Below are 15,520 nucleotides of genomic sequence, written 5' to 3'. Positions count from 1 at the left end.
CGCAATAAACTAAAGTTTGACTAAAAATAAACAATAGTTTACTGTTCTGCACATGATCATCGAAACGAAGACCCCCCTGCAGGTTCTTGAGCTCGCGGTTTCGCATTTCGCGTCCCAAGCAGCGTTCGCTCGTGCGATCGGCCGACGTCCACAGGAGGTCTGGAACTGGCTCAAGCGAGACAAAAGGGCGCCGATCGATGCATGTCCGTTCATAGAGAAAGCGTGTGCAGATCATATTGTGACTTGTGAGAGTTTGCGTCCGGACTATGCGGGATGGGCTGTTGCGCGACTTATTTGGCATGAGGACGGGCGGTTTGGTGTGAGTCGAAATGCCGAAACCGAGCTAGTGGGCGGCGCTACGGGAGAGAGCCAATGAAAACATCTTCCACATTAGGCCCCGGCATCGAGATCGGGGCTTCGAGACACACGCGCCATACGCGTTGCTTCGTCAAGGGCATGCGTAACGGCGTTCGCGTCAAGCTTGTGCACTCTGTTGAGGTCAGTGATCTGCCCAATGAAGGTGAGGTGATACACAAGGTAGCGACTAAACGCCGCGATGTTTTGGGAGTTACCCGCATCGATGTTCGCTTGCCGCGCGTCCACATGAGCTCGATATTCCGCCGCCGCCGCGTCGTAGGCTCGCTCGACAAGTTGCTCGCGTTGCCGCTGTTTCACGCCCATTCGAGCCGCGATAAGCGTTGCCATAGCCCCCGACATGGAACCGATGATCGCGCCGACGCCACCGGCAATTGCAGTGATAACAGAGATATCCATTTTTTGAAGCCTTTCGTGAGGTCGGCTAAATCGCCTGGTTTGGTTAAACGGTTTCGCCTCTGGCTCCTCCGCCACCGATCGAGCACCAACGGTTCTACCGGAGAGAGCCAGTGAATTCACATATCTCCACCGGCAAGTCTCGCCGAAAGTGCTCTGTGGTCAATTTGGTAGGTGCGACCGGTGAAATAGACCGAGTTGCAGTGATTGCACACAAGATTTATGCGCCCGCTCTTCTGTTGACGCTGGAGCACGACTTTCTTCGTTTCGTTGTCCATGCATGGCTGGCAAAGGTAGTGCGGGCTTCCGCCAGCCTCGCTCGGCTGAATCTCAGCGAGGACAAAAACGCTCTCCGACAGCTCATGAAGGTCGTACTTCGCCCGCTCAGAGCTCCGCTCTTCAAGTTGAGCGATTTGTGCACTGAGCTTTCGCTTGTCGTCTTTGAGCGCATCAATCTCATCGCGAGCCGCCGAGTGCTTCTCTTGCAGTTGAAGCGCGGCGTTTGTGACCTCGAAGATATGTTCATTCAGCATTTGCTTCACCTCGGCGAGCTTCACATCGTCTCGTGCAGCCACAGCAGACTTTGCGAGATCGATGGAGGTTCGAAAAGCGGCGAGTGCGGTGCTCAGTGCGGTGATCGGTTCCATGGATTCGACGTAAATGAATTGGCGGTTAGGGGCGGCGCTTCTGGAGGTGTCAAATGACCGAGTACGGCGCGGCTTGGGAGGAACTGTTCAGACGCCATCGACATGCGCTGGACGAATTTGCATCAACCGCGCTTAAGGCAATAGCGACTGCCATCGGCATTCCGGACGTACTTATCCCTGATGACCCGGTGGTTTCAGCCATGCGCGCCAGCGTTCGCGAGCGGCTTCGAGCGCCGAAATGTTCGCATCGGAAGCGCCGCTGCCGAGCGCCATCGAAATATGCCGTTCTGCAAGCACTTCGAATTCTTCGCTCAGCAGGTCTCGCCGTGGATGTGTATCTAGTAGCGCGGTCAGTAGCCAGGTCTGGGCGAACAAATGCGCTTCGAGTGCGGTAATGCGCTCGCTGTCGGTCATGAGCACTCCTAGATTGAGTGAACTGGTTGTGTGGAAACACCATTCTCGCATGACGGTGAGTGCTCATCTTTATCTCGCGGGGCGTGTTGAACATGCCTTGCATCGTAGGAAAAACGGCGTGCAACAGCACGCAACTTAAGTTGAGGGAGGTTGAACATGGCTGAACGGCCGAACATCGAGAAGGCCTTGCGTCTTCTCTTAGCAAGCGACGAGCGGAAAGCTGCGATGGAGGTTCTGAATTGGGACGCATCGCAGGTTTCGCGCTTCCTATCGGGGCAGAACGGTATTCCCATCGACAAGATCGATCAGGTAATTGGTCTGACGGGCTTCGTGATGGTGACGCCGCGCTACCTGGAGGGGCTGGCATCGATGGCTGAGACTGGCGTCGGGTGCCGCTGCGCGCGAGAAGGTGGTGGTGAATGCGGATTCGAGCGACGCGTGAAGGTTCTGCCGCGTGCCGCATGAGGTGTTAGGGGAATGAGCGAAATCCAAATGAATCTGTCCGTGTCGGCCGATCAATCGGCAATGGCGGAGACGATTGACTATGTTCGCCAGCAGATCGTATCGGCATTCGCCGTCCAGGCCGAGTTGCTTGGCGGCGGACCGCGCATCTGCATCAGTTGCGGCGCGACGCCTAATTCCGCCGGCACCCTGCCGTGCGACCACTGAGCGCACGTCTATGACCGCAGCCGACTGGATTGCCCTTGTCGTGATTCTTGCTGTCGCTATCCCGACAGCGCTCATGTTCTGGCCATACCACGGCCGTACTCAGCCGGAGACCACCGAATGAGCTTCCATCGCGTCAATCAAGCGTGGGGCGTTGAGTTGCGCCATACGGAAAAGATCGTACTGCTGGCACTTAGCCACCACGCGGTCATGTCGACGGGCGAATCGTCGCCGAAGGTCAGCCGACTGGCGCGTGACTGCGGCATGTCAGAGTCGGCCGTCCGCGAGTCCATCAAGGCGCTGGAGGCGGCGGGACACGTCGAGTCGACGCCAGTTCGTCGTGGCGTCACCAATTATCGCGTCAAGGTCGGGCAGGCGGCATGAGCACGATCATCATGTCCCAATACTGGCCGTCGGAAGTGAGGAGCGTTCCCAGTCCCGAGTTGCGTCACAATGGATTTTTCAACTCGGAGAAGCGCAATGTTGACACGCGAGCAACTATTGGAAGCGATCTCGTCGCTGCAAAGGGTCGGAGTCGTTCTGTATTTCCAATGCCCGTACCCGTCGGGTACGAGGCCAATGCATGCAACGAACGAGGACTTGGCTGCGTGCGCATTGGGCGAACTGCATCTTGCCAGCAAGTTAACCGGATTGTCGCCGGACGAGTTTGCGTCGTGGGTCGAGAAGGACGGGTTCGTGCAATGCAGTGCGACTACACGCGAGGGCCATCGCTGCATGAAGATTGTCGCTCACAGCCGCTTGGACGACCCGCGCGCCTGGAAGGCCCTGGCCGATACCAAGCCATACTGCCCGACGCACGGGGGATAGACCCCGTCTCAAATGCCCTACCGCCTGCCAGGGGGCGTCGATGAGCGCCAAGGTGATGGGCATGGTATTCGAGCGCTACCCGACCGGCGGGGGCGAAATGCTCCTCGCGCTCAAGCTTGCCGATAACGCGCACGACGACGGCACGCGTATTTTCCCGAGCGTGGCCACCATGGCCGCGCGTACTCGCCAATCCGAACGAGCTGTCCAGTACCAACTTCGGCGCATGCAGAAGTCCGGCTGGCTGGTCCTCGTTCGTCCTGCTGTGGGTGGTCGCGGCCAGTCCGGAATGCCCGCTGAGTACCGTATCAATCCCTTGTGGTTAAACGGTGCAGAACTTGCACCTATTTCCGGTGACACGGAAGACGAAGGAAAGGGCGCAGATTCTGCACCGAATAAATCCGCAGAAAGGGTGCAATCCGAAGCGGAAAAGGGTGCAACTGGCGACGGAAAGGGTGCAAACGACGACAGAAAAGGGTGCAAAGCTTTTGCACCCGAACCATCAGTAGAACCATCAGTTAACCGTCAGGGAACCGTCATAGGCGACGGCGATGCCGCCGCCGGTGTTTCGTGCGCCGATTTGGCAGAGGACGATGGCAAGCCTCTCACGGTCAACGATCTCGTGCACGAGGGCATTCCCCGTCAGATTGCCAAAGACTGGATGGCTGTGCGGAAGGGCAAAAAGCAAACGTCGCTCACGCCGACTGCATGGGCCGCTGTGAAGCGCGAGGCGGAAAAGGCTGGCATTACGTTGACCGCTGCCGTCACGCACGCTGTTGAGGCTGGCTGGGCAGGGTTCAAGGCGAAGTGGTTGGCAAGCGAGGGTGGCACGACGGGCGGGCGCGGAGCGGCGGCGGGTTTGAACAAGCAGGAGCAGCTTGAGCAGCGCAATCGCGAGATCGCCGCCGCACAAGCCGCTCGCGTCATGGCAGGGGAGCGCGCATGAAACCGGAAGATTCCGCCGATTTTTTTTCGCTCATCAGTAACGTCTACGCCTTCTACCGGCAGGACTACTCCGATTTTGTCGGGCAGGTCTGGTGGGGCGCGATGAAGGTCTTCGATATCGCTGCGGTGCGAGACGCTCTCGGTCGCCACGCCGCCAATCCCGATGCAGGTCAGTTCCTTCCGAAGCCCGCTGACGTCGTGAAGATGCTCGAAGGTTCGACTCAGGACTCAGCGCTTCTGGCGTGGCACAAGGTCGACAAGGCGGTGCGCGAGGTTGGCACTCATGTGTCGGTGGTGTTCGACGATGCGCTGATCCATCGGGTGATTTTCGAAATGGGTGGTTGGGTGCTTGTCGGCGGGAAGGACGAAAAGGAGTGGCCCTTCGTCCGCAACGAGTTCGTCAACCGGTATCGAGGCTATAGAGGTCGCAGTCAGGTGCCCGAGTATCCGCCGGTGCTTGTCGGTATTGCTGAAGCTGCCAACACGCGGAATCACTTTCGGTCTTCGGCCCCCGTGCTGATCGGCAATGCCGAAATCGCGCACAAGGTGTTGCTCGGCGGAAGCGTGACGCCGCTCGTTGGATACACGCGAATGACGGGCGATGAGTTCCAACGAATCACGCAGTTTCCGGGGGATGCACCACGACTCAGCGCATAGAACAAGCTAAGTGCTGGCGGCGCTTCGATGAGGCGGCGAGGGCAGCACTGGAAGGGAACGGCGATCTGGCTCGGGCGCTCATTGCGGCGGTGGGGCGGCGCTTCGGCACAGAGGTGGCAGCGCGGCAGGAGAAGGAATTGCGTGCGTACATCGAACACTTACGGAGGAAGGGAAAGTGAGCAGAAAGGGCCTGACATTTCCCGAGAGTGCCGTAAGCAACGGCCTCGTAGGGACGGCGCGGATTCGTGAACAGATCGGCAGCACTGCCGCTGCACTTGCTTCGCCCACGCCGGCACCGCTGGCACAGCCGATCCTCGGCATGGTTGCGGAGAAGCGCTCGAAGTACAGCAATAAGAAGTGCGAAGTCGACGGCATTAGGTTTGACAGCCGAGCTGAGGCGCGCCGGTGGTCTCAACTGCTGGCGATGCAGGAACGAGGCGATATTTGCGCGCTTGAGCGCCAGGTTGTCTACGTACTGGCACCTGGAGTTGTGATCAACGGACGGAAAGTCCCACCGCTTCGTTACGTCGCTGACTTTGTATATGAGCGTGGTGATGAAACCCTGATCGAAGACGTGAAAGGTGTGATCACGCCGGAATATCGGATCAAGCGCCATCTGATGGCGTTGAAGGGATTGAGTATCGTGGAGATCAAATGAAGCACGACATCCTTGAGTGCATGGATCGCGGCCTTTGGTATTGCGTTGAAACGCTGTCGGCGTTGACGGGATATGCGAACCGCCAGACTCGCGACACTTGCATGCTGCTTGTTGGCGAGGGTTTGCTCGATATGAGCACTCTCAACGAGAAGCGCAGATTCCGCTTGGCGATGACGAAGCGTGCATCGCGGCAGCTGGACTACACCTGCGTGCCGACCACGGCGACGGCGCCGTATCGCCCTCGGTGGGCGCCGCTCGAAGGTTACGGTGCCGCCAACGCGACATTCCGCGAACTCGCGGAGATGGTTCGATGATGCGCCGTACGCCGCTGAGACGATCAGGATTCAAGCGCAAGGTTGGATGTGCGTTCAGCCCGTTCAGTGGTAGCGCAGTCCTTCGCGGCTCGACGTTCAAGCGCAAAGCCAAGAAGAAGCGGGCGGGGCACGACAAGCGAATGCTGGCCGCCTGTCGCGGCGAGCAGTGTTACCTGCGGGTACCCGGCATCTGCATTCCGGCATCAGATACCGTCGTCCCATGCCACTCCAACGAGCAGCAGCACGGCAAGGGTATGGGGATCAAAGCGCGCGACGAGTTCACAGTGCCAGGATGTCTGGCATGTCATGTCTGGCTTGATCAGGGATCAGCGCCGCGAGCCGAGAGGTTCAGCGTTTGGCGTGCCGCGTATCGCGAGTGGGAGCCGAAGCGTGCTGCAAAGCTCTCAATTGAGGTGGCCTGATGGCGACGCTGCCTTCGCACTTTTATCAGGATCCTGCAAAAGTCATTGAAATTGAGGAGAGCAAAACATGCAAGGGCTGCTTACACAAGCTGACGCTATGGGGACTGGAGTATTGCGCCAAGGAGCAGACCAAGCCCGGAATGAAGAACATGCGGCGGTGCTCGCTTTACAAGGACAGGGCATGACCGCAAAACGCGACCTCAATGCGCTTTGCGAGGATTGGGCAGCGTGGCATCGTTCGAGACGTCTATTTGCACCACCAGTTCCTCTGAATATTCTGGCGCGCCTCGTGCCGCGTAAAATTGGTGAAGTGCCTGATGCTATTTGTTCGTCGACGTTGAGTTTCTTCAACTTGGCCGTGCTTGCGCTACCGGAAAGCGTTGAGAAGCAAACGTTCTATCTGTACTACATCCATCGCGTGAAAAACATCAAGGTTGTCGCATCGGAGATGGGCATCTCCCGCAGCGCCTTCTATAAACGTGTCGAGTCATTTCGTGAGCAAGCATATCGAGCGTACGAGCGTATGGTCGAGACCGCATAGCACCCACTAGTTCATTAATCCGGAAATGTAAAGAACTAAGATGTATAGCCCCACGCTATACATCTTAGTGCTATACAAAAACCGCAAAAAACGTATCATTTCGGAAAGGCTGAATCATTGCCTCCAAAGCCCGCACAGTGCAAATTGTGCGGGCTTTTTTGTTGCCATTTCATCGAAGCGGAAGACTGCCGGCGAGGCTGGCCGAGCGGATCCGAGCGATCACGGGTTGTCCGCTTCGATGAAATGCGTGACCTCCTCCTCGCCTCACGGCGTTTGCCCGCATCGCCTCGGTGGTGCGGCATTTTTTCTCTAAATCCCAGATGATGGCATTGAATGTTCGGTCGGATCTTCGTGGAATTTCGGCTGACATGTCTCGCTACCTAGGGGAGGAGAAGAAGGCGGTAGTGCGGGCGCTGAACAAGACAGCGACACAGGCCAGAACAGAGGCATCGAAGGAAGTGCGCGGCGTTGGTTACAACATCAAAGCCAGCGCCATCAAGAAATCGTTTTCGATAAAGCGAGCAACCGCGGCGAATCTTGTCGTCACACTCCGCGCGACTGGTCGACCGATTGGCTTGATCAACTATGGCGCACGGCAAGGAAGGGGCGGTGTAAGCGTTCAAGTGAAGTCGGGAAGAAAGGTGCTCAAGCACGCTTTCATCGCGAGCATGCCCAATGGTCACAAAGGCGTGTTCGAGCGCACGGGCCGCGGCCATAAGAAAGTCGTTCGCAATGGAAAGGTCATGAGATCAGGGTTGCCAATCAAAGAGTTGTTCGGCCCCTCGATACCTCAATCGCTTGCGAACGACGCCGTTGAGAAGGCTGTCATGGCTAAGATCCGGCAGAAATTTCCGCAGATCCTTCGGCACGAACTGGCGTTCGTCGCCGCCCGTCGTCGGTAGCGTCATCGCCGGATGGTCTGCCCAAGAAATGAGCGGGTCCCTCTTGGAAGGGACCGCAGGGCGGGAGCGAAGACTCGCGAGTTTCGTCTAGCTGCAAACTTTTCAAATTTGGGTAACAGGTAACAGATCGCACATGAAACAGAGCGAGTTCGCAGCCCTTCACGGCGTCAGTCGCAAGACGGTCACAAAATGGAAGGAGCGCGGCTGGCTTGTGTTTGCAGGAGATGAGGTGGACGTCGACGCCTCAAATGCGATGCTGAAAAAGTATCGCCGGGACGGAGCGGAAACTGTTACCCAAGGTGTTACCCAAAGGTCGCAGGGTAACAATTCCGCTGCCAAGCCGAAACCTGTTACCCGGCGCGCAAAGGTAACAATCGGCGATGACGAGACGCCGGCCGAGGCCGCCGTGAGGTTGCTTGTCGCGACCGGTGCCGACATGGATTTTGACGAAGCGAGGCGCGTCAAGGAAAACTATCTCGCCCTCCAGACGCAGCTCGAATATGACCGGCAGTCAGGCCAGGTCGTTGCTGTAGCGGACGTAAGTCGAGCGGTTGGCGACGAGTACGCCAAGGTTCGCACGAAATTGCTGGCCATCCCGTCGGAGCACGCGCCGCGCATACAACGGCTGAAGACGGTTCAAGAGGTGCAGGATGTTCTGCGCAGCATCATTGTCGAAGCGCTTGAGGAGTTGACCCGAGATGGAGATGGGGGCGCAGCCTAACCAGCGGCGCTACGCTGTCGGGTTTGAATCACTCAAACGCGAATTGCTGGCGGCACGCCGGCGCAACATTCAACCACCGCCAAAACTGACGCTCAGCCAATGGGCGAATGAGTATGGGCGCCTGTCGCGCGAAACGAGCGCACAGACAGGGAAATTCCATGCTTTCCCGTATCAGAACGGGATTATGGATGCGATCACGGATCCGTCTGTGGAGATGGTGACCGTGCAGAAGTCTGCGCGCGTCGGATACACCAAGATTCTCGACCATGTGGCCGGCTACTACATCCATCAGGATCCGTCGCCGATGTTGGTCGTGCAGCCTCGCGTCGAAGACGCCGAGGACTATAGCGTTACCGAAATCGAGCCGATGCTTCGCGACACGCCAGTGCTCGCGGAGATCGTCGGTGACCTGAAAAAGAAGGATTCCAAGCAGAAAATCCAGAAACGGATGTTTCGCAACGGCGCTTCGATCTCGTTCGTCGGCGCAAACAGCCCAGGCGGATTTCGGCGCATTACCGCGCGGATCGTCGAGTTTGACGAGGTCGACGGTTACCCAGTCATGGGCGCTGGCAAGGAGGGCGACCAGATCAAACTGGGCATCAAGCGCACGGAATCGTTTTGGAACCGAAAGATCATCCTCGGTAGCACCCCGACGGTAAAAGGGGACAGCAGGATCGAGAAGAGCTTTGCGAAGAGCGACCAGCGTCGCTATTACGTCCCTTGTCCGCATTGTGGTGAGTTCCAGGTGCTGGAATGGGGTGGTCCTGATACGCCCCATGGCATCAAATGGGACAAGGACGAGGACGGCAACGGATTGCCTGCGACGACGCACTACGTGTGCCGACACAACGGATGCGTCATTTACGACGTGGACAAACCCGAAATGATCGAGCGGGGCGAGTGGCGTGCATCCAAGCCGTTCAGCGGCCATGCAGGGTTTCACATCTGGGCCGGCTACAGCCTATTCGCCAATGCGGCGTGGCCGAAGCTGGTCGAAGAGTGGCTTGAGGTGAAGAACGATCCGCTGATGCGGCAGACGTTCATCAACCTGGTGCTTGGTGAAACCTACGAGGATCACGGCGACCGAGCCCTGAAGGAAGACAAGCTTGTCTCTCGGTGCGAGGTGTGGCCGGCAGAAGTTCCGGATGGCGTCGCGGTGATCACGATCGGTGTGGACACCCAGGATTACCGGTTTGAGGTCGAGGTCGTCGGCTGGGGCCGCAACGAGGAAAGCTGGTCGATCGCCTATGAGGTGATCGAGGGCGATATGGAAACCCCCGATCCGTGGGATCGCCTCGACGCATTTCTCAAGCGCATCTGGTACCGGGCCGACGGCCGCGGCTTTGAAGCCATGGCCGTATGTATCGATTCTGGTGGACACCATACGCAGAAAGTCTACGACTTCTCCAAGGCGCGGCTCGGCCGTCGCATTTGGGCAATCGCAGGTGAGCGTGCGGTGGGTGGTAAGCGAAGCCCTGTTTGGCCGACCAAGAAGCCGAGTCGGCGAACAAAGGCGACCTTCCGCCCCGTGATTCTTGGCGTGAACACCGCGAAAGACGTGGTTCGTTCGCGATTGCATCTTGAACAGGCCGGGCCGGGGTATATGCATTTTCCGGCGGACCGCGACATCAATTACTTTGCGCAGCTCACGTCCGAACGGTTGATCGTCAAGTTCTCAGGTGGTCAGAAGTACCGTGTTTGGGATCTTCCGTCTGGCCGCGCGAACGAGGCGCTCGATTGCCGTGTGTATGCCTATGGCGCGTTGTGCGGCTTGCTGTATTTCGGACTCAAGCTGAACAAGCGGGCCGACGAGGTCGTCTTGAACGGCGATGGCCTCATCCGAGTCGTTGATGACGCGCCCTCACTGGCTGTTCAAGAAGTGTCCCTAGATGTTACGGCGCCGGCGCCGCGTCCAAAAGAGAGGGGGCCTCGGGTCATCGTGACTGAGCCGTCCAAGAAGACGCGGGTCAGCCGACTCGCATAGTAGGAATCCACACGTGTTCAACCCCAATACCTCAATCTTTGCCGGCATGCCAACGGCTGCGGTGCAGCAGGCGCTCGCTAATGCTCAGGCCGCATTGATCCAGTTGCAGTCGGGGCAGAAGGGCGTTTCGTTCAGCTATGCGCAGGGCGACGGAACCAAGTCCGTCACCTATCAGCAGGCTGACATCGCAGCATTGACGGCACTTATTCGACAACTTCAGCAGCAGCTCGGCATCATTCCTCGGGCTCGCCGCTCCTTTCGCTTCGTATATCGATAATGCAAAACCAAGTGTCGATTGTCGGTGTGGATGGCGCGCCGCTGCGACCAAGTCGTGCCCGTATGTTGACGGGCGGCTCGCGTACGCCGTATGACGCTGCGGACATTCGTGGCGATCACGTCGCTGACTGGAACCCGTACTTGTGGTCGCCTGATGGCGAACTCAACATGTACCGGGATCGGATTGTCTCGCGCGTACGTGATCTGGTTCGAAATGATGGATGGGCGTCTGCGGCAGTTACGCGCACGCTTGATACCGTCATCGGGGCAAACTTCCGACCGATTTTTAAGCCGGATTATCGGGCGCTTCAGGCCTTTAGTGGTAACAAGGCGTTCGACCACATGTGGGCCGAAGAATATGGTCAGGCGCTTGAGGCGCACTGGCGCACTTGGGCGAACGACCCGGGGCGTTACTGTGATGCCCAGCGCAACCTGACCATCGCCCAGATCATGGCCGTGGCGTTCCGTCATGAACTGATCGACGGCGATTCGCTTGCGCAGATCCTCTGGCTGCCAGAGCGTGTCGGCCCAGGGCGCGCTCGCTATGCCACTACGGTGATGTTGGTCGATCCCGACCGGCTGTCGAATCCCCAACTGCGTTTTGATCAACAAGATCAACGCGGGGGAGTAAAGGTCGACGACTACGGCGCTGCCGTTGGGTACTACATCCGGCGTGCGCACCAGGGCGATTGGTTCAGTGCCGGTGATTCAGTCCATTGGGACCTAATCCCCCGTGAGACCAACTGGGGGCGGCCCATTGTTGTGCATAACTTCACGGCGGATCGCGCTGGTCAGCATCGCGGCGGTGCCGGCATTCTGACGCCAGTGCTGCAACGGCTGAAGATGTTGATCAAGTATGACGGTGTCGAACTTGATGCGTCGATCATCAATGCGATTTTCGGCGCATACATCACCAGCCCGTTCGACCAGGAGTTCGTCGAGGAAAGCCTTGGAGACGGAAAGTTGGGCGCATATCAGGATGGCCGCGCCGAATTTCACGCGGAGCGTCGCATCCGCTTGGGCGGCGCTCAACTGACGTCGCTCTACCCAGGTGAAAGCATAGAAACGGTCGCCGCCGCACGCCCTAACGGAAATTTCGAGGCATTTGAGTCGGCCATGCTTCGCAACGTGGCCGCTGGCGCGGGGGTTTCGACGCAGCAGATCAGTCAGAACTGGTCGGATGTGAACTACTCGTCGTATCGAGCTGCAATGCTCGAAGCGTGGAAAACGTTCCAGCGCCGGCGTTTCAATTTTGCTCAGGGATTCGCGCAACCGATCGCCGGTGCTTTTGTAGAGGAATCGATGGAAGTCGACGATCTGCCGCTTCCCAGTGGAAACGTTCCCGACTTTATCGAGTGTCGTGGCGCATACGCGCGTGCGAAATGGATGGGGCCGGGAAGAGGCTATGTCGATCCCACGAAGGAGCGCCAAGGCGCAATCATGGGCTTGGACGCCAGTCTCTCAACGCTGGAAGACGAATGCTCGGAACTGGCCGGCACCGACTGGCGGGAAGTTCTTGAACGGAAGGCCGTCGAAGCTCAGAAATTCAGGGACCTCGGACTTCCGCCGCCCAAGTGGGTTGCAGGCGACGACGTAACCAAAGCCGGCGAACCGCCGGAGGAACCGAAAGCCGCATGAACCAAATTCTCCCGCGCTTAGCGCAACGGATGTTCAACACCCCGGTGGCAATCCATCCCCGTAAGGCGGAAATTGTCATCGCGGCGTTGGCCGACCGACTCGGTGTTTCTCAGATGCTCCGCCTCGACGGCTCGTCGATTATTCCGATGGCCATGGAAGATGACGAGTATGGATACGCTGAGCCGGGTCGAAACCCTCGCGGCGGTTACGACAATGTCGCTGGCGCGGCTGTAATCGAGGTTCAGGGCACGCTTGTCCAGAAACTCGGCAGTCTTCGGCCCTACTCCGGCATGACGGGCTATGACGGCATCCGCCAAAATCTACTGATGGCGATGGACGATCCAGATGTCAGCGCCGTCATTCTCGACGTCGATTCGCCGGGTGGGGAAGTCGCCGGATGCTTCGATTTGGTCGACACGATCTATGAGGTCCGTGGCCGGAAGCCAATTTGGGCGATTCTCAACGAGTCGGCCTACTCTGCAGCCTACGCGGTAGCTAGCGCTGCGGACCGCATCATTGTGCCTCGCACCGGTGGTGTAGGGAGCATTGGGGTGATCTGTGCCCACGTTGACTTCTCGCAGGCGCTTAGCGCATCTGGCGTCAAGGTGACGTTCATCACATACGGTGACCGCAAGGCTGACGGTCATGCCGAGATCCCACTGTCCGAGGAGGCGCTTGCGCGCTTTCAGGCAGACATCGACACGATGGGTGAACTGTTCGTCGAAACAGTTGCCCGCAACCGGAATATCTCAGCCGCCACGGTTCGGGATACGCAAGCCGCTACGTTTATGGGCGACAAGGGTGTCGCGCTAGGACTGGCGGACGAAGTGGCGGCGCCTGATGCCGCGTTTCGGGCCTTGATGGCCGAGATCAACAAGGCCTAGACCCATCATTCCAGGAAGGATCAAATGAAGAACCCGAAGCTCTCGAAGCTGGCGGCGGCGATGCCGTTTGCCCACTACCTTGGCCTTGGCATTGCCGGCCAGCGAGCCGCACGCGCCGAAGAAGGCGACGATGACGAGCGCAAGCAGAAGCCAGATGAGTCCGACGAAGACTATGCCAAGCGCATGGACGAGATGGACAAAGAGGAGGAAGCCGCGCGTCGTGCCGAAGAGGACAAGAGCAAACCGGGTGCGGACGATGAGGACGACGACGCGGACATGGAAGACGGTGCCGACGACGACAAGCAAGACGACAAGGAAGAGGGCAAGCGAGCAGGGCGCGCCAAGGGCGCTCGTCAGCGCGAGCGAGTCCGCTGCGCTCGAATCATCGCGGCCGGCGTCAAGGCGGGTCGTGTGAATCAAGCTGCCGTGTTCGCGTTTGACACCAGCATGACCGCGCACCAGGCAATCGCTGCATTGGGTGCGGTTGACCTCGACCGACCCCAAGCTCGCGGCTCTCGCCTCAGCTCGCTGATGTCGTCGGTCCAACCGCCGATCGCGACGCCGCAAGCCGATGCCCCGAACGCGAGCGACCCGCGCGCGATCGCGGCCAAAGCTATTGCCGCCGCCGCCAAGGCGCGTGGCGAAAAAGCCTAATCCTCTCCCCGATAAGGAGCCAACCTCATGACTCTCAACGTCAGCACCATCGGGGACAACCCGCAACAGCCGGGAATCTCCGCAGAAACTTACGTTCCCGATCAGTTGATCGCGGGCAATCTCAAGCTTGTCACCGATTCAGTGACCATCACGGGCGGCGCTTTCAAGCGGGGAACGGTGATGGGCGTGATTACTGCCAGCGGCAAATACACGCAAGCTCTTTCTGCATCCACTGACGGCAGCCAGACTCCCGCGGCCATTCTCGCAGACGACTCGGATGCCAGTGCAGGCGATGTCACCGGCGGCGTGTATCTGATGGCCGAGGTGAACGGCAATGCCCTGATCCTTGGCACGGGCATCACGCTTCCCGCTGCCAACAAGGCGCTCCGGCCCCTTGGCATCTTTATCAAAAACTCGGTTTCCGCTGCGGACCCGACCTGACCCAACTACCTACGGCGACTGAAACCCGGCTTCGGCCGGGTTTTTTCGTTTACGGCCTTCGAGAAACGCAGGGAGCATCCACATGACCGGAAACCTGATTTACGACACCAACGTGCTTATCGCGATGGTGCCCAACCTTAAGAAGTCGCAGAAGTTCTTGCTCGACAAGTTCTTCCCGAACGTCGTCACGTCCGACACGGAGTTCGTCTCGATCGACGTAGACGTCGGTAAGCGTCGCATGTCGCCGTTCGTCTCGCCGCTTGTCGAAGGCAAGCTGGTCGAGCAACGTCGCTATCAGACGAACACGTTCAAGCCGGCCTACATTAAGGACAAGCGCGCGCCGGATCTGCGAAAGCCGGTTCGTCGCATGATCGGCGAGCGTATCGGTGGTGACATGAACGCCGGTGAGCGCGAAATGGCGAATCTGACGTTCGAGATGGAAGATCAAGTCGATATGATCGACCGCCGCCTCGAATGGATGGCCGCTCAAGCGCTGGTCGGTGGCTCGGTGACCATTTCCGGCGAAGGCTTCCCGACGGTGATCGTCGATTTTGGTCGCGCCGCCGATTTGTCCGTTGCAAATGCGGGCAGCACCAAATGGACGCCCGCGAACATTGCGGCCGGTACGGCCAACCCATCGCGAGACATCGAGACGTGGCAGCACACGATGCTCAAGGAGTCGGGCGGCGTGGCCACTGACCTCGTTTTCACGACGAGCGCATGGAACGGGTTCATCCTTGATCCGGTCGTGAAGGCGACGATCTGGTATCCGGGCAACGGCGGTCAAGGCAACACGATCAATGTCGGCGCGCAGATTCAACGCGGAGCCGTGTACAAGGGGCGCTGGGGTCAATATGACCTGTGGGTCTACAACGACTGGTACGTCGACGACAACAACAAGGAACAACCGATGCTGGTTGACGGTACGGTCGTGATGTCTGGCGCTGACCTCATGGGCACGCGTGCATTCGGTACGGTCCTCGACCCGGCGTTCAACTATCAGGCACTGCCGTATGCGCCGAAGACTTGGGTCGAGCAGGATCCGGCCCAGCGCTACATTCTGATGCAGTCGTCGCCGATTATCATCCCGAGTCGCGTCAACGCGAGCTTGGCCGCGAACGTGTGTGATCCGGTGGTTGGCTAATGGCGGCCGAATCGAA

Annotated in this window: 22 protein-coding genes; 19 read left to right on the top strand and 3 right to left on the bottom strand. The window is 58.7% G+C overall.

Annotated elements, in window-relative coordinates; all coding sequences use genetic code 11:
• The first annotated feature begins 52 nt into the window (after positions 1-52).
• The gene (locus AB870_RS25650; protein ID WP_084663705.1) at positions 53-376 is read left to right on the top strand and encodes a transcriptional regulator; all 324 of its coding nucleotides are present in this window, start codon (positions 53-55) and stop codon (positions 374-376) included.
• 14 nt (positions 377-390) lie between these two features.
• Here AB870_RS25650 and AB870_RS14325 read toward each other — a convergent pair whose 3' ends face one another.
• The 3 genes from AB870_RS14325 to AB870_RS14315 all read right to left on the bottom strand — a co-directional run bounded on the left by AB870_RS14325 (position 391) and on the right by AB870_RS14315 (position 1,832).
• Positions 391-774, bottom strand: a complete 384-nt coding sequence (locus AB870_RS14325; protein ID WP_047905228.1) for a hypothetical protein — start codon at positions 772-774, stop codon at positions 391-393.
• 116 nt (positions 775-890) lie between these two features.
• The gene (locus AB870_RS14320; protein WP_047905227.1) at positions 891-1,418 is read right to left on the bottom strand and encodes a kinetochore Spc7 family protein; all 528 of its coding nucleotides are present in this window, start codon (positions 1,416-1,418) and stop codon (positions 891-893) included.
• 171 nt (positions 1,419-1,589) lie between these two features.
• On the bottom strand, positions 1,590-1,832 hold the full coding sequence (locus AB870_RS14315; RefSeq protein ID WP_047905226.1) for a hypothetical protein: 243 nt from the start codon (positions 1,830-1,832) through the stop codon (positions 1,590-1,592).
• 156 nt (positions 1,833-1,988) lie between these two features.
• On the opposite strand from AB870_RS14315, the gene AB870_RS14310 reads away from it, so the two are divergent.
• The 18 genes from AB870_RS14310 (at position 1,989) to AB870_RS14220 (ending at position 15,504) form a co-directional block, all read left to right on the top strand.
• Complete coding sequence (locus AB870_RS14310) at positions 1,989-2,297, top strand: hypothetical protein (RefSeq protein WP_047905225.1); 309 nt, start codon at positions 1,989-1,991, stop codon at positions 2,295-2,297.
• A gap of 12 nt (positions 2,298-2,309) precedes the next feature.
• On the top strand, positions 2,310-2,501 hold the full coding sequence (locus AB870_RS26390; protein ID WP_064674836.1) for a hypothetical protein: 192 nt from the start codon (positions 2,310-2,312) through the stop codon (positions 2,499-2,501).
• A 117-nt stretch (positions 2,502-2,618) separates the two neighbouring features.
• Positions 2,619-2,882, top strand: a complete 264-nt coding sequence (locus AB870_RS14305; protein WP_047905224.1) for a helix-turn-helix domain-containing protein — start codon at positions 2,619-2,621, stop codon at positions 2,880-2,882.
• A gap of 484 nt (positions 2,883-3,366) precedes the next feature.
• Complete coding sequence (locus AB870_RS14295) at positions 3,367-4,269, top strand: helix-turn-helix domain-containing protein (RefSeq protein ID WP_053059380.1); 903 nt, start codon at positions 3,367-3,369, stop codon at positions 4,267-4,269.
• A complete protein-coding gene (locus tag AB870_RS14290; protein WP_047905222.1) occupies positions 4,266-4,925 on the top strand; it encodes a DUF6475 domain-containing protein in 660 nt (219 codons plus the stop codon). The genes AB870_RS14295 and AB870_RS14290 overlap by 4 nt, the downstream gene beginning before the upstream one ends.
• Before the next feature lie 175 nt (positions 4,926-5,100).
• Entirely contained in the window at positions 5,101-5,583 is a 483-nt protein-coding gene (locus AB870_RS14285) for a DUF1064 domain-containing protein (protein ID WP_237169945.1), read from the top strand.
• Positions 5,580-5,897, top strand: coding sequence for a hypothetical protein (locus tag AB870_RS14280; RefSeq protein WP_047905221.1), 318 nt, complete (start codon positions 5,580-5,582; stop codon positions 5,895-5,897). Before AB870_RS14285 ends, AB870_RS14280 begins: the two co-directional genes overlap by 4 nt.
• Complete coding sequence (locus AB870_RS14275; RefSeq protein ID WP_053059379.1) at positions 5,894-6,319, top strand: nuclease domain-containing protein; 426 nt, start codon at positions 5,894-5,896, stop codon at positions 6,317-6,319. The genes AB870_RS14280 and AB870_RS14275 overlap by 4 nt, the downstream gene beginning before the upstream one ends.
• A 67-nt stretch (positions 6,320-6,386) precedes the next feature.
• Positions 6,387-6,860: a hypothetical protein gene (locus AB870_RS14265; RefSeq protein ID WP_157112331.1), complete on the top strand. Its 474-nt coding sequence runs from the start codon at positions 6,387-6,389 to the stop codon at positions 6,858-6,860.
• Positions 6,861-7,228: 368 nt separating this feature from the next.
• Complete coding sequence (locus AB870_RS14260) at positions 7,229-7,762, top strand: phage tail protein (RefSeq protein WP_071386881.1); 534 nt, start codon at positions 7,229-7,231, stop codon at positions 7,760-7,762.
• Between the two features lie 133 nt (positions 7,763-7,895).
• Complete coding sequence (locus tag AB870_RS14255; protein ID WP_047905218.1) at positions 7,896-8,483, top strand: hypothetical protein; 588 nt, start codon at positions 7,896-7,898, stop codon at positions 8,481-8,483.
• Positions 8,461-10,467, top strand: coding sequence for a phage terminase large subunit family protein (locus tag AB870_RS14250; protein ID WP_047905217.1), 2,007 nt, complete (start codon positions 8,461-8,463; stop codon positions 10,465-10,467). Before AB870_RS14255 ends, AB870_RS14250 begins: the two co-directional genes overlap by 23 nt.
• 13 nt (positions 10,468-10,480) lie before the next feature.
• Positions 10,481-10,744, top strand: a complete 264-nt coding sequence (gene gpW / locus AB870_RS14245; protein WP_047905216.1) for a gpW family head-tail joining protein — start codon at positions 10,481-10,483, stop codon at positions 10,742-10,744.
• The gene (locus tag AB870_RS14240; protein WP_197683845.1) at positions 10,744-12,381 is read left to right on the top strand and encodes a phage portal protein; all 1,638 of its coding nucleotides are present in this window, start codon (positions 10,744-10,746) and stop codon (positions 12,379-12,381) included. Before gpW ends, AB870_RS14240 begins: the two co-directional genes overlap by 1 nt.
• Entirely contained in the window at positions 12,378-13,265 is an 888-nt protein-coding gene (locus tag AB870_RS14235; protein WP_047905215.1) for a S49 family peptidase, read from the top strand. The genes AB870_RS14240 and AB870_RS14235 overlap by 4 nt, the downstream gene beginning before the upstream one ends.
• Before the next feature lie 24 nt (positions 13,266-13,289).
• On the top strand, positions 13,290-13,919 hold the full coding sequence (locus AB870_RS14230; protein WP_047905214.1) for a hypothetical protein: 630 nt from the start codon (positions 13,290-13,292) through the stop codon (positions 13,917-13,919).
• Between the two features lie 27 nt (positions 13,920-13,946).
• Positions 13,947-14,360 (top strand): head decoration protein, encoded by a 414-nt coding sequence (locus AB870_RS14225; protein ID WP_047905213.1) that lies wholly within the window; start codon positions 13,947-13,949, stop codon positions 14,358-14,360.
• Between the two features lie 82 nt (positions 14,361-14,442).
• Positions 14,443-15,504 (top strand): major capsid protein, encoded by a 1,062-nt coding sequence (locus AB870_RS14220; RefSeq protein WP_047905212.1) that lies wholly within the window; start codon positions 14,443-14,445, stop codon positions 15,502-15,504.
• The last annotated feature ends 16 nt before the right edge of the window (positions 15,505-15,520 follow it).

The sequence above is a fragment of the Pandoraea faecigallinarum genome, assembly GCF_001029105.3.
Lineage (GTDB): Bacteria > Pseudomonadota > Gammaproteobacteria > Burkholderiales > Burkholderiaceae > Pandoraea > Pandoraea faecigallinarum.
Note: the sequence above shows the minus strand (reverse complement) of the source record. Positions and strands in the feature narration are given on the sequence as shown.

Bases quoted from the DNA above. Each gene is read 5' to 3' on its own strand.
- AB870_RS25650 (WP_084663705.1), top strand. From the start codon at position 53: ATGATCATCGAAACGAAGACCCCCCTGCAGGTTCTTGAGCTCGCGGTT.
- AB870_RS14325 (WP_047905228.1), bottom strand. From the start codon at position 774: ATGGATATCTCTGTTATCACTGCAATTGCCGGTGGCGTCGGCGCGATC.
- AB870_RS14320 (WP_047905227.1), bottom strand. From the start codon at position 1,418: ATGGAACCGATCACCGCACTGAGCACCGCACTCGCCGCTTTTCGAACC.
- AB870_RS14315 (WP_047905226.1), bottom strand. From the start codon at position 1,832: ATGACCGACAGCGAGCGCATTACCGCACTCGAAGCGCATTTGTTCGCC.
- AB870_RS14310 (WP_047905225.1), top strand. From the start codon at position 1,989: ATGGCTGAACGGCCGAACATCGAGAAGGCCTTGCGTCTTCTCTTAGCA.
- AB870_RS26390 (WP_064674836.1), top strand. From the start codon at position 2,310: ATGAGCGAAATCCAAATGAATCTGTCCGTGTCGGCCGATCAATCGGCA.
- AB870_RS14305 (WP_047905224.1), top strand. From the start codon at position 2,619: ATGAGCTTCCATCGCGTCAATCAAGCGTGGGGCGTTGAGTTGCGCCAT.
- AB870_RS14295 (WP_053059380.1), top strand. From the start codon at position 3,367: ATGAGCGCCAAGGTGATGGGCATGGTATTCGAGCGCTACCCGACCGGC.
- AB870_RS14290 (WP_047905222.1), top strand. From the start codon at position 4,266: ATGAAACCGGAAGATTCCGCCGATTTTTTTTCGCTCATCAGTAACGTC.
- AB870_RS14280 (WP_047905221.1), top strand. From the start codon at position 5,580: ATGAAGCACGACATCCTTGAGTGCATGGATCGCGGCCTTTGGTATTGC.
- AB870_RS14275 (WP_053059379.1), top strand. From the start codon at position 5,894: ATGATGCGCCGTACGCCGCTGAGACGATCAGGATTCAAGCGCAAGGTT.
- AB870_RS14265 (WP_157112331.1), top strand. From the start codon at position 6,387: ATGCAAGGGCTGCTTACACAAGCTGACGCTATGGGGACTGGAGTATTG.
- AB870_RS14260 (WP_071386881.1), top strand. From the start codon at position 7,229: ATGTCTCGCTACCTAGGGGAGGAGAAGAAGGCGGTAGTGCGGGCGCTG.
- AB870_RS14255 (WP_047905218.1), top strand. From the start codon at position 7,896: ATGAAACAGAGCGAGTTCGCAGCCCTTCACGGCGTCAGTCGCAAGACG.
- AB870_RS14250 (WP_047905217.1), top strand. From the start codon at position 8,461: ATGGAGATGGGGGCGCAGCCTAACCAGCGGCGCTACGCTGTCGGGTTT.
- AB870_RS14240 (WP_197683845.1), top strand. From the start codon at position 10,744: ATGCAAAACCAAGTGTCGATTGTCGGTGTGGATGGCGCGCCGCTGCGA.
- AB870_RS14235 (WP_047905215.1), top strand. From the start codon at position 12,378: ATGAACCAAATTCTCCCGCGCTTAGCGCAACGGATGTTCAACACCCCG.
- AB870_RS14230 (WP_047905214.1), top strand. From the start codon at position 13,290: ATGAAGAACCCGAAGCTCTCGAAGCTGGCGGCGGCGATGCCGTTTGCC.
- AB870_RS14225 (WP_047905213.1), top strand. From the start codon at position 13,947: ATGACTCTCAACGTCAGCACCATCGGGGACAACCCGCAACAGCCGGGA.
- AB870_RS14220 (WP_047905212.1), top strand. From the start codon at position 14,443: ATGACCGGAAACCTGATTTACGACACCAACGTGCTTATCGCGATGGTG.